The organism is Mycobacterium hainanense, from assembly GCF_041890355.1.
In the GTDB taxonomy this organism is placed as follows: domain Bacteria; phylum Actinomycetota; class Actinomycetes; order Mycobacteriales; family Mycobacteriaceae; genus Mycobacterium; species Mycobacterium hainanense.
In genome coordinates this window covers 5,152,153-5,167,453 of sequence record NZ_CP169059.1, presented here as the reverse complement: position 1 = coordinate 5,167,453, position 15,301 = coordinate 5,152,153, and the positions used below count along the sequence as shown (strand labels likewise).

Annotated in this window: 14 protein-coding genes, 1 pseudogene and 1 riboswitch; of the genes and pseudogenes, 8 read left to right on the top strand and 7 right to left on the bottom strand. The window is 67.5% G+C overall.

Annotation, left to right across the window (positions count from 1 at the left end; all coding sequences use genetic code 11):
* Positions 1-3 precede the first annotated feature (3 nt).
* Entirely contained in the window at positions 4-525 is a 522-nt protein-coding gene (locus ACEL92_RS24350) for a serine/threonine protein kinase (protein WP_374023129.1), read from the bottom strand.
* Between the two features lie 63 nt (positions 526-588).
* A complete protein-coding gene (locus ACEL92_RS24345; protein ID WP_374023128.1) occupies positions 589-1,113 on the bottom strand; it encodes a serine/threonine protein kinase in 525 nt (174 codons plus the stop codon).
* A gap of 380 nt (positions 1,114-1,493) precedes the next feature.
* Between ACEL92_RS24345 and ACEL92_RS24340 the strand changes: the two genes are divergently transcribed.
* From ACEL92_RS24340 to ACEL92_RS24310, 7 genes and pseudogenes are all read left to right on the top strand, one after another.
* A complete protein-coding gene (locus tag ACEL92_RS24340; protein WP_046183018.1) occupies positions 1,494-1,829 on the top strand; it encodes a CD225/dispanin family protein in 336 nt (111 codons plus the stop codon).
* Positions 1,830-1,845: 16 nt separating this feature from the next.
* Positions 1,846-2,271: a DUF2752 domain-containing protein gene (locus tag ACEL92_RS24335; RefSeq protein ID WP_374023127.1), complete on the top strand. Its 426-nt coding sequence runs from the start codon at positions 1,846-1,848 to the stop codon at positions 2,269-2,271.
* Positions 2,272-2,323: 52 nt separating this feature from the next.
* Positions 2,324-3,826 carry a M28 family metallopeptidase gene (locus ACEL92_RS24330; RefSeq protein ID WP_374023126.1) on the top strand — a complete coding sequence of 501 codons (1,503 nt, stop codon included), beginning with the start codon at positions 2,324-2,326 and terminating at the stop codon, positions 3,824-3,826.
* On the top strand, positions 3,823-5,295 hold the full coding sequence (locus ACEL92_RS24325; RefSeq protein WP_374023125.1) for a M28 family peptidase: 1,473 nt from the start codon (positions 3,823-3,825) through the stop codon (positions 5,293-5,295). The genes ACEL92_RS24330 and ACEL92_RS24325 overlap by 4 nt, the downstream gene beginning before the upstream one ends.
* A gap of 33 nt (positions 5,296-5,328) precedes the next feature.
* Positions 5,329-6,797 (top strand): annotated as a pseudogene (locus tag ACEL92_RS24320) (HNH endonuclease signature motif containing protein).
* Between the two features lie 911 nt (positions 6,798-7,708).
* On the top strand, positions 7,709-8,050 hold the full coding sequence (locus ACEL92_RS24315) for a hypothetical protein (RefSeq protein WP_374023124.1): 342 nt from the start codon (positions 7,709-7,711) through the stop codon (positions 8,048-8,050).
* Positions 8,051-8,267: 217 nt separating this feature from the next.
* Positions 8,268-9,767, top strand: a complete 1,500-nt coding sequence (locus ACEL92_RS24310; RefSeq protein ID WP_374023123.1) for a peptidase — start codon at positions 8,268-8,270, stop codon at positions 9,765-9,767.
* 16 nt (positions 9,768-9,783) lie between these two features.
* Here the strand turns inward: ACEL92_RS24310 and ACEL92_RS24305 are convergent, their stop codons facing one another.
* The 5 genes from ACEL92_RS24305 to thiC all read right to left on the bottom strand — a co-directional run bounded on the left by ACEL92_RS24305 (position 9,784) and on the right by thiC (position 14,331).
* Complete coding sequence (locus ACEL92_RS24305) at positions 9,784-10,653, bottom strand: LLM class F420-dependent oxidoreductase (protein ID WP_374023122.1); 870 nt, start codon at positions 10,651-10,653, stop codon at positions 9,784-9,786.
* Between the two features lie 19 nt (positions 10,654-10,672).
* Complete coding sequence (locus tag ACEL92_RS24300) at positions 10,673-11,056, bottom strand: MarR family winged helix-turn-helix transcriptional regulator (RefSeq protein ID WP_374026367.1); 384 nt, start codon at positions 11,054-11,056, stop codon at positions 10,673-10,675.
* 83 nt (positions 11,057-11,139) lie between these two features.
* Complete coding sequence (locus tag ACEL92_RS24295) at positions 11,140-11,772, bottom strand: alpha/beta family hydrolase (RefSeq protein WP_374023121.1); 633 nt, start codon at positions 11,770-11,772, stop codon at positions 11,140-11,142.
* 73 nt (positions 11,773-11,845) lie between these two features.
* The gene (gene thiD, locus ACEL92_RS24290; protein WP_374023120.1) at positions 11,846-12,694 is read right to left on the bottom strand and encodes a bifunctional hydroxymethylpyrimidine kinase/phosphomethylpyrimidine kinase; all 849 of its coding nucleotides are present in this window, start codon (positions 12,692-12,694) and stop codon (positions 11,846-11,848) included.
* Positions 12,691-14,331 carry a phosphomethylpyrimidine synthase ThiC gene (gene thiC / locus ACEL92_RS24285; RefSeq protein ID WP_374023119.1) on the bottom strand — a complete coding sequence of 547 codons (1,641 nt, stop codon included), beginning with the start codon at positions 14,329-14,331 and terminating at the stop codon, positions 12,691-12,693. Before thiC ends, thiD begins: the two co-directional genes overlap by 4 nt.
* Positions 14,324-14,434, bottom strand: a riboswitch (TPP riboswitch). It overlaps the preceding gene by 8 nt.
* A gap of 121 nt (positions 14,435-14,555) precedes the next feature.
* Here thiC and ACEL92_RS24280 point away from each other — a divergent pair.
* Positions 14,556-15,245, top strand: coding sequence for a PAS and ANTAR domain-containing protein (locus ACEL92_RS24280; protein WP_374026366.1), 690 nt, complete (start codon positions 14,556-14,558; stop codon positions 15,243-15,245).
* Positions 15,246-15,301: the final 56 nt, after the last annotated feature.

Here is a 15,301-nt window from a genome sequence, read left to right as displayed (position 1 = left end):
GTATCAGCCGTTCGTACGCCACCACTGGTAGAGGGCGTTGACATCGGAGTTCGACGCGGTGAGGTGACCCAACACGTTCTTGGCGTCGGTGGTCCAGGTCAGCGTCGCGTAGTTCTTGTAGGTGCCGCAGGCGATCTGGCCACCCGTCTGGCCGTTCTGCTTCCAGGTTCCCGGTGACTGCCCGGCGTCGCCGCAGGCGGCCAGGGACACGTCCTTGATGGTGGAGCTGAACGCGGCGCCCAGGTTCGTGCCGTTGGAGAACAGCGCGTAGACGCCGGAACCCGGTCCGCTGGAATCTGGGCTCTGCCCGCACAGGAGCTCGGCCAGTTCGCCGGATTCGGTCAGCTCCTGCGGCTTGCAATTGTTGAGGCCGTAGCCCTTCGACAGGTTGGCGGCCAGCGTGTTCATGTCGGCGGCGCTGCCGGTGTTGGGTTCTGCCACCGCGATGGCGCTACCCGCGAAAGCCAGACATCCGGTGAATGCCGCGGCCGACACGCCTCGCAGCGCGCTGATCAGATGTGACATTTTGTTGCCTCCCTGCGGTTGTTGAGTGGGTAATGCAGAAATCCGTTGCCCCCCAACAAAATGTCAGCCATTAGCTCGCCACCATTGATACAGTGCCGCGGCGTCGTTGTTCGGCCCGCGGATGTAGCTCAATGTGTTCTTGGCGTCGGTGGTCCAGATGATCTCGGCGGCGTTCTGATACGTCCCGCAGGCCACCTGGCCGGCATTGCCGTTGCTGCCCTGGTGCCAGCTGGTGGGCGACTGGCCGCTGTCGCCGCACGTGCTCAGCACGTCGTCCTTGATGCTGGCCTTGAACGAACCGACCAGGTTCTCGCCGTTGTTGAACAAGATGTACTTCGCCTGGACGGGGCCGCTCGGGTCGGGGCTCTGCCCGCAGGCCAGCGACGCCAGTTCGCCGGTCGTGATGCTCTGGGCCGTGCAGTTGTTCAGGCCGTAGCCCTTTGACAGCGACGCCGCAAGCGCGTTGATGTCCGACGGGTTGCCGGTGTTCGCGGGATCCGCGGCAGCGCTGGCCGTGCCGGCTAAAGCGGATCCGCCCGCGAGCGCCGCGGCCGCGACGGCTCGCAACGCGTTACTGAGATAGGACATCTCATGACTCCTAGGCGGTTGTCGTACCGGCGTCGCTCACCGGAAAAGATGCTTCCGCTAAGTAGGGATCGTAGGGCTATGTCGTGACAAAGCAATACATTCCGCTGGAAATTGTCTGTCTGGGCATCTTTTTCGCCGACGCAGGCCGGCCGGCATTCTGTCGTTCGGTCTGAAAAGCATTGCTGGTCAATAGCTTTCGCGCGACTGCTGGCCGTCGGCCTGGTGTGGCGGAATGGGCGGGCAGGAGAACGGGGGCTGAACGCCGCGAAGCACGTCAGCGGGTCAAAAGGGGATTTTCACATTGCTAGTGCCGCCGCGACTGTGCTCGGGTATGGTTAGCACCGCTTCACGCCAGCTAACTTCTCGGGACTGGAGAATCCATGACACAGCCACCGGCACCGCCCCCTCCGCCGCCTGGTTATCCGCCGCAGCAGCCCGCCGGGCAAGCGCCGAATAACTATTTGGTGTGGTCCATCCTGGTGACGCTGTTCTGCTGTCTCCCCTTCGGGATTGTGGCGATCGTCAAATCCAGCCAGGTCAACGGGCTCTGGGCGCAGGGCCGTTACGCCGAGGCTCAGGCGTCCGCCGACAGCGCGAAGAAATGGGTGATCTGGTCGGCGGTCATCGGTGTCGTCGTGGGCATCATCTACGGCATCCTGATGGCGGTCGGCGCGCTGAACACGAACACCAATGCGGCACTTGCCGCGATGTTCTGAGCCGGGTTCGGCGACCATGGTGACCCGCCACGGGTCGGCGCCGCTGAGTCTGGGCGCGCCACTGTTGGTGGCCGCGTCCACGACGGTGATGTGCGCCGCCATCTGGGCGGGTGACCCGACCACCCCGAACGGTCCGCTGCCGGTGTGTCCCACCAAGGCGCTGTTGGGTGTCGACTGTCCGGGATGCGGCAGCTTGCGCATGCTGTATTCCCTGATGCACGGCAACATCACGGCGGCCGCCAGGTTCAACGCGTTGGGCCTGGCTGCTGTCGTGCTCTTGGTCTGGGCGTACTTCGCCTGGACCTACGGGCGGCTCGCGGGCAGGCGGATCCGTAGCTGGCAACACACTCGCTGGTCCGCCGTGGTGACCATGGTGTTGGTCGCCGCGTGGTTTGTGGTGCGCAACATCCCCTTTGCACCGTTCAACGCCCTGTACGTCTGATACGCCGTGTCCTGATCCCGCGCGGTGGCGCCGCGGTCTAACCTGGGGCCCGATGGTGAACAAATTCACGACGGTCCCCGTGGCGCTCGTCGTGCTCGCGCTGACCGCATTCTCGACCGGCTGCTTCCACAGGTCGGCGAACTCGCAACAGGGAACGGGCGACGCCGCCGCGGCGGCCCGGTTCGCCAGCGACTTGCATGACAAGGTGACGAGTGACGCGATGATGGTGCACCTGGCAAAGCTCCAGGACATTGCCAACGCCAACAACGGCACCCGGGCGGTGGGCACACCGGGTTATGAAGCCAGCGTCGACTACGTGGTGAACACGTTGCGCGGCAGCGGTTTCGACGTGCAAACCCCCGAATTTTCGGCGCGTGTATTCCATGGGGACAAGCCGGAGGTGACCGTCGGCGGTAAATCGGTGGAGGCGCACGCGCTGGACTTCAGCCTCGGCACCCCGCCGGGCGGGGTGAGCGGGCCGCTGGTGGCCGTGCCCGCCAGCAACGGCCCCGGCTGCGCTCCTCCGGATTACGGCAGCCTGCCCTCGCAGGGGGCCGTGGTACTGGTGGACCGCGGCGGTTGCCCCTTCGCTCAGAAGGAAGATGCCGCGGCGCAGCGCGGGGCGGTCGCGATGATCGTCGCCGACAACGTCGACGAGCAACAGATGGGTGGCACGTTGGGTCCGGACACCAACGTCAAGATCCCGGTGGTGAGCGTCACCAAGTCGGTCGGCGTGCAATTGCGCACCCAGCCGGGGGCCGTCACCATCAAGCTGAACGCGAGCGTCCAGAGCTTCAAGGCGCGCAACGTGATCGCCCAGACCAAGACCGGCTCGACCACCAACGTCGTGATGGCCGGCGCACACCTGGACAGCGTGCCGGAAGGCCCGGGCATCAACGACAACGGTTCGGGCGTCGCCGCGGTTCTGGAAACTGCTGTGCGGCTCGGTAATTCGCCTCTGGTGCGTAACGCGGTGCGGTTCGGGTTCTGGGGTGCGGAGGAACTCGGGCTGATCGGGTCGCGCAACTACGTGGAGTCGTTGGACTTGACCGCGCTCAAAAGCATCGCGCTGTACCTGAACTTCGACATGCTCGCGTCGCCGAACCCCGGCTATTTCACCTATGACGGGGACCAGTCGCTGCCCGCGGATGTCCGCGGCCAGCCGGTGGTGCCGGAAGGTTCGGCCGGTATCGAGCGCACCCTGGTCGCCTATTTGAAGTCCGCCGGTAAGACCGCGCAGGACACCTCGTTCGACGGCCGTTCCGACTACGACGGATTCACCCTGGCGGGCGTCCCCGCCGGGGGCCTGTTCTCCGGCGCCGAGGTGAAGATGTCCGCGGACCAGGCGAAGCTGTGGGGCGGGACCGCGGATCAGCCCTTCGACCCCAACTATCACCAAAAGACGGACACCCTCGACCACATTGACCAAACCGCTTTGGGCATCAACGGCGGCGGCGTCGCCTACGCGGTGGGCCTGTACGCGCAGGACCTCGGCGGCCACAACGGGGTGCCCACGATGGAGGACCGCACGCGTCACGTGCTAACCAAGCCATGACCCCTCGGCTGAGCGCGGCAATGCTGCTGGTGACCGTGCTGCTGGCGTCGTGCACGTCGGCGCGGCCGGGATCCCCGACCGCCGCACCGGATTTGGCGCACGGCCTGGCCGGCAAGATGACCGCCGAGGCGATGTTCGCCCACCTGCGCGCGCTGCAGAACATCGCCAACGCGAACAAGGGAAACCGCGCCGATGGCACGCCGGGTTACGACGCCAGCGTCGACTACGTGGCTAAAGCCTTGCGCGACAAGGGGTTCGAGGTTCTAACGCCGCAGTTCGACCGGCTCTACACCGTCTCCCCGGGTAAGCCGTCGATGATGGTGGCCGGCCGCAGCTACACCGTCGACCAAGCCTCGCTGTTGGTTCAGACACCGCCCGGCGGCCTGACCGGACCGCCGGTCCGGCCCACCCAACCGTCGGGCTGTGCGGCGGGCGATTATCCGGCCGTCCTGCCCAAGGGTTCGATCGCCGTCGTCGACGACACGCGTTGCTCGGTGGTCGACAAGCAAAACAGCGCGGTGGCCAAGGGCGCGGCGGGGCTCGTCGTGCTCAGTGCGCCCGCCGGCCAAGGCGCCCCGCCCACCCTGTTCACCCCCGGATACTTCAAGCAGCTGACCGTCCCCGTCGCCGTCGCCAACCCCTCCACCGCTACCGCGCTCGCCGGCGCGACCGCGCCCATCCGCCTCGTGCTGGACGCGCAAAACGTCAAGATCACCTCCCGAAACGTGCTGGCGCAGACCAAGACCGGCTCGCCGCACGACGTGATCGTGGTGGGTGCGCACCTCGACAGCCCCCGCGGCGGCCCTGGCATCAACGACGACGGAACCGGGGTGGCCGCGGTGCTGGAGACGGCGCTGCAGCTGGGCCCCCTTGCGCCGGTGAACAACGCGGTGCGGTTCGCGTTCTGGGGCGCCGACGAGGACGGGCTCAACGGCGTCATGGATTACGTGTTCGGCCTCAACGACGATCAGCTCAACGACGTCGCGATGTACCTCAACTTCACCACGCTGGGTTCGCCGAACCCCGGCTTCTTCACCGACGACGGCGACCAGTCCGGTCCGCCGTCGCGCGGGGTGGCGTACGCGGACGTCCCCGAGGGGTCGGCCGGCATCGAGCGCACCCTCGCCGGCTATCTCAACCTGGCCGGGAAGCGGCCCGCGGACATGCCGCTGAACACGCTCGCCGACTACCACCCCTTCATGGTCGCGGGCGTGCCGGTCGGGGGCATGACGGCCGGGGCCTCGCAGCCGAAAACCACGGTGCAGGCGCGGCTGTGGGGCGGGCAGGCGGGCGCCCCGTTCGACCCCAACTATCAAGGCCCCCGCGAGACCGTCGACAGCATCAACCGCGACGCGTTGGCCGTCATGGGCTCTGGCGTCGGATACGCGGTGGGCAGCTATGCGGAATCCATCGGAGGCGTCAACGGCGTGCCGGCGCACGACAAGCGGCATCGGGCTCGGGTGCCATAGCCGCTGCTAGACAAGTTGTCGCCGGGCCGCGCTATGATCGAACACATGTTCGGTGGAAGGCTGCACGAGTACTGGGAACCCCCTCGGTGCGAGCGGTCACGCGAGCTGGTCGACCGGATGTGCGCCTCGTGGCGGCCGGAGGCGCAGATAGTCGCGGGCCGGCTGGACTCCATCGGGGAGCTGTTCGAGCTGCGCCACGCGCAGCGCGGTGAAGAGTCGGATTGGGCGGTGGACACCTGGGCCGCGGTGGGCTAAGTGGCCGCGGCGTTTCGGGTGAGCCTGGCCATTGCCGGCAGCTTCATGCGCTACGTGCTGGCGATGCGTGAGCGCCTGCCGCGGGTGGCCGAGGTGTTCCGCGCGGGCGGCATCAGCTACCGGTTGTTCCAGACGATCGTGTACCGCACCGATTTGATCACCGACGACGCCGTGTTGGCCGCTGGGGACGCCGAGCTGGCGGTGCGCGCGGCGCGGTGGCCCTCCATGACTCGAGGCCGGTTGGCCGGTGAGGTGGACAAGATCGTGGCGAAGGCCGACGTCGATGCCGTGCGCCGCCGCGACCAGTCGCAGGCCGAGCGCTGGGACGGGGTCGAGGACCTCGAGGGCGGCATGTCCGAGATCCGCGGGAGCCCTGTTCAGTCCCGACGCCCACGCGTTGGACCGGCGGCTGGATGCGTTGGCGGCTACGGTGTGTGAGCACGACCCGCGCAGCGTCGACCAGCGGCGCGCCGACGCGCTGGGCGCGCTGGCCGCCGGCGCGGACCGGCTGGGCTGCCGCTGTGAGCGGCCCAACTGTGCGGCCGGAAAGCGGCCCGGCGCAACGCCTGTCGTCATTCACGTGATCGCCGAGCAGGCCAGCATCGACGGCAGCGGGTCGGCACCGGCGTCGGACGCGCTGATCACGGCCGAGGTGGCGGCCGAGTTGGCCGGGTCGGCCACGCTGGTGGCCCTTGGCCGTCCCGGGCGCCGCGGAGCGGCGCTACACCCCGTCGACGGGGCTGGCCGATTTCGTGCGGTGCCGGGGCCTGACGTGTCGGGCGCCGGGGTGTGATCGCCCGGCCGTCGACTGCGACCTTGACCACACGGTGCCCTACTCCCAGGGCGGTGCGACGCATCCGTCGAACTTGAAAGCCCTGTGTCGCCAACATCATTTGCTGAAAACGTTTTGGGGTTGGTGTGACGAACAGCTACCCGACGGCACCTTGATCTGGCGGCTGCCCGACGGGCACACCTATGTGACCACCCCGGGCAGCGCGCTGCTGTTCCCCAGCCTGTGCGCCCCCACCGGCCACCCGCCGGCCACCCCGACACCGGTCGAGCGGTGCGCCGAGCGCACCGCGATGATGCCGCGGCGCAGCCGCACCCGCGCCCAGAACCGGGCCCAGCGCATCACCACCGAACGCCACCGCAACCGCCAGGCCCGGCTGGCCGCCCAACCCGCAGCGCCGACCAGTTCGTCGCCCGCGGGCCCCGCACCCCCCGACGACGACCCACCGCCGTTTTGACTGGCGTTCAACGGCTTACGTGGAAGCTACGGCCAGCAGTCCTCACGGCCCTGGCGCGCTGACAGAACTAGCTCCGCGGGTTCGCGGTCCTACCGGGATTCGGAAAGAGCGGATTGGTGTAGGCCGGGGTCTGCGGCTCATCACCCGAATCCGGATGCGCCACGGGTGGTGGTTTCGGCTCCTGCTCAGCCGGGGGAGCCTCGGGTGCCCGATGTTCGGGTGGTGGCGGCGTGGGCACCAGGTAGTTCTTCCACGCGCCCGGTGGATTCGGCGCGGGGCCAATCGTGTTGTCCGGCCAGCGCCATGAACAACTACCGCTGGCACCTCCGAAATCGCCTGCGGGGAGGGTCAATCCAAAACCCATGAAAGACCCACCGATGGGGCCGTTGCCGGCCGGGCCGCCCATGCTCCATCCGCCGTATTCACAGTGCCAGTGTGTGCTGTTCTCCTCGACCGGAAAATCGCAGTAGTACGTCGTTGCCCCCGCCTCGAAAGTGCTTCCCCCAACACCGGGATAATCGCAAACACCGGGGCCTGGAACGTTGCCGCCCGGTCCGGCCCAAGCCACAGGGCAACCGAGGATTACCCACGGGGTAACGCCCAGTGCCCCAAGCAATCTGCTCGTCTTGCTCAACGATTCTTTCCCTGTCAGCGCCTTGCGGCTCCGCAATGTAGCGCGTACCTGGAGCGGAGACGGCTACCTCACAAGTTCTACACGGCCCGGGATGATCTCGCAGAAAATTCGGGATTTGTCGTTCTGGGCAGACATCTGCTGGAAATGCACAACCCGCCGACCCACACCGCCGAACCGCCGCCCACGCCCTGGGCGCCGAACGCCTGCTTTCGCATGCCGCTTTCTAGGGCCAATGGTCCCTACCCCCGGTGGGTATATGTGTGACATCGTTTCGAGCATGACGGAAACTCCTGAATCCAGCGTCGGACCGGTGACCGGCCAGTACGGGGACGGGCCGTACGCGGGCAGCCGGCTAGGCCGCGTGGCCGCGTGGGTGGTCATCGTCGCCGGTGTCGTGTTCGTCGTCGCGGTCATCTTCTTCACCGGACTGTTCTTGGGCTGGTCCTCGGGTGATCACTACGGTTGGCGCCACGGTTATGGCGCCGGGCGTGCCGGCACCTGCCCGATGATGCAGCCCGGCGGCATGATGGGGCCGGGCACGATGGGCCCCGGCGGGATGGGCCCCGGGGGTCCGGTGGGGCCTCAGCAGACGCCGGCACCGACGGCGCCGCGCCCGTAGCGCACAGCGCGCCCTAGGGCGCACGAAGTTCGCTATTGCCGTAGGCCAATCCGCCCGGCATCTCTCGTTCGGCAATCGCCGAAATTGCGCGCAACCGCGCACCCACTTCGTCGGCGCGCGCGCTCGACCGGCTTCCCATTCGGGCTGTCATAGTTAGCCGTCCGCTCTAGAATGAGACGCTTTGGTCTGCCCTGTAGTCGGTCGGGATGAGGTGGGTATGAGAAGCCGTGCGCTTAATCGACGTCAGCAGGCCGGCGGCCGTCCGCGCAGGGCGGCCGCCTTGCTGAGGGCGGTGTTGAGCTGCGCGGCGGCGGCAATCCTGGTGGCCGGGTGCGCTTCCTTCGTCGACGGCCGGGCGCTGTCGATGCTCAACGATCCGTTCCGGGTGGGCGGGTTGCCCGCGACCGACGGCCCCAGCGGCATTCGCTCGAACGCCCCCGCCGCTACCGGCACGGTGGTGAACACGGACGACGGCGCCATCGACAAGTTGTCGTTGCTGTCGGTCAACGACATCGAGGAATATTGGAAGTCGGTGTACGGGCAATCCCTGAAAGGAACCTTCGTCCCCGTCGGCAAGATGGTGTCGTACAACTCGAAGGATCCGTCCAGCCCCATCGTTTGCCACAACGACACCTACAAGCTCGTCAACGCCTTCTACACGTCGCGCTGCAACCTGATCGCCTGGGACCGCGGGGTATTCATGCCGGTCGCGCAACGGTATTTCGGCGACATGTCGGTCAACGGCGTGCTGGCCCACGAATTCGGCCACGCCCTGCAGAACATGGCGCACTTGGTGACCAAACGCGACCCGACGATCGTGCACGAGCAGCAGGCCGACTGCTTCGCGGGCGTCTATCTGTTCTGGGTCGCCGACGGAAAGTCGCCGCGGTTCACGCTGAGCACCGCCGACGGGCTCGACCACGTACTCGCCGGAATCATCACCACCCGCGACCCCGTGATCGACAGCGAGAGCGAGAACGACGACGAACACGGGTCCGCCCTGGACCGAATCAGTGCCTTCCAAATGGGTTTCATCAACGGGGCCTCGGCCTGCGCGGGGATCGACAAGAAGGAGATCGAGCAGCGCCGCGGCGATCTGCCCAACGCCCTGCGCGTCGACAGCAGCACCGGAAACCCCGAGACCGGTGAGGTCCCGATCGACCAGGACACCCTGTCGACATTGATGGAGCTGCTGGGAAAGATCTTCTCCCCGAAGAGTCCACCGGCGCTGTCCTACCAGCCCGCCGAATGTCCCGACGCCAAGACCAGCCCGCCGGCGTCCTACTGCCCGGCCACCAACACGATCGTGGTCGACCTGCCCAAGCTCGCGGCGATGGGCAAGGTCGCCGACGAAAACGAACAAACCCTGCCGCAAGGCGACGACACCGCCCTGTCGGTCGTGATGTCGCGCTACGCGCTCGCCGTGCAGCACGAACGCGGGCTGGCCATGCAGAGCCCATGGACCGCGCTGCGCACCGCGTGCCTGACCGGCGTGGTGCACCGCAAGATGGCCGAACCCATCGAGCTGTCGTCGCAGAAGCAGCTGCTGTTGACGGCCGGCGACCTCGACGAGGCGGTGGCCGGGTTGCTCACCAACCACCTCGTCGCCAGCGACGCGGACGGCACCAGCGTGCCCGCCGGCTTCACCCGGATAGCGGCCTTCCGCGGCGGCGTGGCCGGCAACATGGACGCCTGCTACTCCCGCTACCCGGGCTGACAGGCCGGCCGTTCCGTCAACCGATTTGGGCGAGCCTGGGGATCACCTCGTCGCCGAGGCGGCGGATGAAGCCGACGGGATCGGGGTTGCCGGGGAACGGGCCGGCGTTGATCAGCTCGACGCCCAGTTCGGCGAAGGCCTCGACTGTCCCAAAGTACCCGTCGAGGTCATCGAACGGATTGACGAAGAGGCCCACGGTCTTTCGGATTTCGCCCGGGTCGCGGCCGACGGTGTCACAATGCCGGTGCAGCACCTCGATCTTGTGCTTGAGCTCATCGGGCTCGGTGACGGTGCTGTTCCAGATGTCGGCGTACTGTGCGACCAGTCGTAGCGTCTTCTTCTCGCCGTCGCCGCCGATCAGGATCGGCGGCCGGCGAATCGGTTGCGGCTCACAGATTGTCTCGGCCAACTGGTAGTGCCTGCCCCGGTAGGCACCGTCGTTCTCGCTCCACATCTGAAGGCAGATCTGCAGCGTTTCCTCGAGCATTTCGAAGCGCTGGCTGACGGGTGGATACGGGAAGCCGAGGGCGACGTGTTCGCGGTCGTACCACGCCGCGCCGAGCCCCAGCGCCGCACGGCCCTGCGACAGCACGTCCAACGTGGTGACCGCCTTGGCCAGCAATCCCGGATAGCGATAGGTGACGCCGGTGACCAGCAGGCTCAGGTCGATCTTGGTCGTCTGTCCGGCCAGAAAGCCCAGTGATGTGTAGCCCTCGAGGAACGGGTCCTCCGCGCGTCCCACGGCCTCCATCTGAAAGAAGTGGTCGGCCAGTGTGAACAGCGTTGCGCCGCCCTGTTCGGCGGCCTTGGCCGCGTCGGCCAGCGTCGGACCCAGCGCCGCCGGGTCGCCGGGCAGAAAATCGATGAAGTGCACTCCTAATTCCATTACAGCCCTTGCCCTTTCATTACTCGGTCAAGCGCTCGAGCAGCGTCAGCGCATCGAGGATGACGCGACGCTCCCGTTCGGAATACCGCTCGTGGATGGCGCGCGCCAGCCACTCCTCACGGACCAGACGGTTGCTTTCGGCGCGTCGCCGGCCCGCCGCGGTCAATGAAATGAGTTGACGTCGCCCATCTTCCGGATCGGGCGTGCGCTCGATGAGACTCCGCTGCTCGAGGGCGGCCACTATCGTGGCCATGGATTGTGGACGTACCCGTTCGGCCGAAGCCAGGACGCTCGCCGATGAGGCCCCGTCTTTCCAGAGCCGGTTCAGCACCGCGGTCTGCGAGGGAGTCAGGTCCTCGTCGGTGGCGAGTTCCCTCAACTGACGCCGCAACCGGCTGAACATCACCCGCAGGTCGCGGGCCGCCGCCGCCGCTGATTCCGCGATGTCGCCCACAACGCCAGTGTAGACTTATCAGCCCAAGCTGTCTAATTTCTGCCGAGTAGCTGCAGGGCGGCGTCGACCGCCAGCGCCGCCACGTTCAGCGTCTTGGACCGCAGATCGTGCCGGGCCCCGGCGATCTCGACCACCGCCGTGGTGCCGGTGACAAGCGCGGCGGCGGCGCGCAGTTCGTCGGGCGTGCCGAAGGGATCCGAGGTCCCGTGCGTGAACACGGTCGGCACCCTGATGGCGGGCAGGTGCTCGGTGCGGGCGCGCTCCGGCTTCCCCGGCGGATGCGCCGGATACGAGAACAACGTCAACAGGTCCACTTCAACGGGAAAAGCCTCCCGGCCGGCCACCACCATGGACGTCAGCCGGCCGCCATAGGAATGCCCGCCGGCGATGAGCGGGCCGTCCGCGAGGCCGCGGCACAGCGCGATCGCCTCGACGATTCCGGCGCGGTCGGTGGCCGCCGAGCCGGACGGCGGTCCGCTGGGTCGCCGTCGCCGATAGGGCAGGTTGTAGCGGACCGCGAGCCAGCCACGCCGAGCCCACTCGCCGCAAACCTGTTGCAGCAGTGGTGAATCCCGGTTACCGCCCGCGCCGTGAGTCAGTACCACCACCCCGGCGGGCGTTCCGTCGGGTTCGTGCGCCACACCGGCGATCTGGTCGAGGTTCACGCGCCCGCCGACGATGCGGTCCGGTTCGGACTGAGGTGGGGGTACCTCCCGCTTGCGGGGGAGAGGCGGGCGTTCACGAGAGCCGAAACAGGGGTGAGACGGGGCCGTGCCCGTGGCCCAGGGGATAGGAGGCGCGCAGGCACTCGGTGACCCACCGCTTCCCGAAGCCGACCGCGTCGGGCACGGTGTAGCCGTGCGCCAGCGCGCACGCGATCGCGGTGGCCAGCGTGTCCCCGCCGCCGTGGTCGTTGCCGCCGGGCAGCCGTTCGGCGTCGAACTCATACCAGGACGCACCGTCGTAGAGCAGGTCGCAGCTGCGATCGGACGACCGCAGGTGGCCGCCCTTGACCAGCGCCCACTGCGGCCCCAGCGCGTGCAGCGCCTTGGCAGCCTCCCGCTGCGACGCCACATCCACGACGTCGACGCCCACCAGCAGCCGCACCTCGTCGAGGTTCGGCGTCACCAGGGTGGCCAACGGAAATAGTTGGCCGCGAAGCGAATCCAGGGCCGACGCCTCCAGCAGCGGGTCGCCGTGCATCGACGCGCACACCGGATCGACGACGAGCGGGACCGACGACCGCGTCAGGCCCAGGCGACTCCAAGTGGCGGCCACCGCGGCGATGATGCCCGATGACGCCAGCATCCCGGTCTTGGCGGCCTGGACGCCGATGTCGGTGACCACCGCTTCAATCTGCGCGGCCACGACGTCGTCGGGCACCTCGTGAAAACCCTTGACGCCCACGGTGTTCTGCACGGTGACCGCGGAGACCGCGACGCAGGCGTGCACCCCCAGCAGCGCCATGGTGCGCATGTCGGCCTGGATGCCGGCGCCGCCCCCCGAGTCCGACCCGGCGATGGACAGCACGCGCAACGGCGTGGCGCCCGCCGGTGCCAGCGGCAGAACTGGGAGCGGTTGGCTCACTGGGTAATGGGCAGGTACACCCGATTGCCGTGCTCGGCGAACTCGCGCGACTTTTCCGCCATGCCCTCGTTCATGACCGCCTCGATCGCCTCCTCGCTGTCGAGCCCGTGCTCGGCGGCGTAGGCCCGAACGTCGGCGGTGATCCGCATGGAGCAGAACTTGGGCCCGCACATCGAGCAGAAGTGCGCCGTCTTGGCGGGTTCGGCAGGCAAAGTCTCGTCATGGAATTCCCGTGCCGTGTCGGGATCCAGCGACAGCGCGAACTGGTCGTTCCATCGGAACTCGAAGCGTGCGGTGCTCAACGCGTCGTCGCGCTCCTGGGCGCGCGGATGACCCTTGGCCAAATCGGCGGAGTGGGCGGCGATCTTGTAGGCGATCACCCCGTCCTTGACGTCCTTGCGGTCCGGCAGCCCCAGGTGTTCCTTGGGGGTTACATAGCACAGCATCGCTGTGCCGGCCTGGGCGATGATCGCCGCGCCGATCGCCGACGTGATGTGGTCATAGGCCGGCGCGATGTCGGTGGCCAGCGGACCCAGCGTGTAGAACGGAGCCTCCTCGCACAACTCCTCTTCCAGCCGCACGTTCTCGACGATCTTGTGCATCGGGACGTGCCCTGGCCCCTCGATCATCACCTGCGCGCCATGGGCTTTCGCGATCTTGGTCAGTTCGCCCAGCGTGCGCAGCTCGGCGAACTGCGCGGCGTCGTTGGCGTCGGCGATCGACCCGGGCCGCAACCCGTCACCGAGCGAGAAGGTGACGTCGTAGCGGGCGAAGATGTCGCAGAGCTCCTCGAAGTTGGTGTAGAGGAACGACTCCCGGTGATGGGCCAGGCACCAGGCCGCCATGATCGAGCCGCCGCGGGACACGATCCCGGTGACCCGCTTGGCGGTCAGTGGCACGTACCGGAGCAGCACGCCGGCGTGCACGGTCATGTAGTCCACGCCCTGCTCGCATTGCTCGATCACGGTGTCGCGGTAGATCTCCCAGGTCAGCTCGGTCGGGTCGCCCTTGACCTTCTCAAGCGCCTGGTAGATCGGCACCGTGCCGACCGGCACCGGGGAGTTGCGCAGGATCCACTCGCGGGTCTCGTGGATGTTCTTGCCGGTGGACAGGTCCATGATCGTGTCCGCGCCCCAGCGGGTGGCCCACACCATCTTGTCGACCTCCTCGGCGATCGACGACGTGACCGCGGAGTTGCCGATGTTGGCGTTGACCTTCACCGCAAAGGCCTTGCCGATGATCATCGGCTCGCTCTCGGGGTGGTTGTGGTTGGCCGGGATCACCGCGCGGCCACGGGCGACCTCGTCGCGCACCAGCTCGGCGGGCATGTCCTCGCGGGCGGCGATGTATGCCATCTCGGCGGTGATCTCGCCGGCCCGGGCCCGCTGCAACTGGGTGCCGCGGTCGCGCACCACCCCGGGCCGCGGCGGCAGGCCGGCCGTCACATCGATCACCGCGTCCGGGTCGGTGTAGGGGCCGGAGGTGTCGTACAGGTCGAAGTGGTCCCCGGTGGACAGGTGCACCCGCCGGAACGGCACGCGCGCACCGCCGTCCAGCTCGCGGTAGACCTTGCTGCTGCCCGCGATGGGTCCGGTGGTTACGGACGCCTCGACGGCCTTGGAAAGCACATCGGTCATTTCTTCATCTCCCTACGCCGGCATTACCCGGTCAGGTTCGTACGGTCGACGGCCGCAAGCCGTCCTCTCAGCGCATTCGACGTGCGCTCCCGCGTATCTGGATGTTCCGCAAGCGACGTTACCCCCACCCCGGGCCCATCGGCAGGCGGGCGGCCAATCTGCCGGGGCAGTAGCCGGGTGTATCCCCTGAATGGAAAAATGCAAACGTGCAAGAGCAAGGGGAGATGGCGGGGTTGATACCCGCCGGTGCCCGCGGCCAACGACTGGGTCCGGTCGAGGCGGTCGGCCGCGATCTCAACGTCGGCGCCTTCCGGTTCTGGTTCATCGGCCAGCGCTGGGAGTGGTCCGACGAGGTCGCCAGGATGCACGGTTACGAACCGGGGACCGTCGAGCCGACGACGAAGCTCTTGTTGTCGCACAAGCACCCCGACGACCGTCGGCACGTCCAGGAGGTCCTCGACTACGCCCTCGAGTCCGCGGAATCGTTCTCCAGCCGGCACCGGTTCCTGGACACCGGCGGCAACGTGCACGACGCGATCGTGGTGGCCGACCGCATGCACGACGAGTCGGGCGCCGTGGTGGGCACCGCCGGGTATTACATCGACCTCACCAACACCTTGGACGAGACCCGGCAGGAGGCGCTCGACGAGGCGTTGCCCGACCTTTTCGAAAGCCGCGCGGCGATCGAGCAGGCGAAGGGCGTGCTGATGTACGTGTATCGGGTCAGCGCCGAGCAGGCTTTCCGCGTGCTGCAGTGGCGGTCGCAGGAGACCAACGTGAAGTTGCGGGCGCTGGCGCGCCAACTGCTCGCCGATGTCAGCGCTTTGGACGGCGCCACATCCACGCTGCAGAGTCAGTTTGATCACGTGCTGCTGACGGTGCACGAACGGATATCCGACGAGTCCGCTGGGTAACCCGTATTACGTGAACGCGGCAACCCGCCCGCAGTTAGTGTTCCTAGACACTGGGG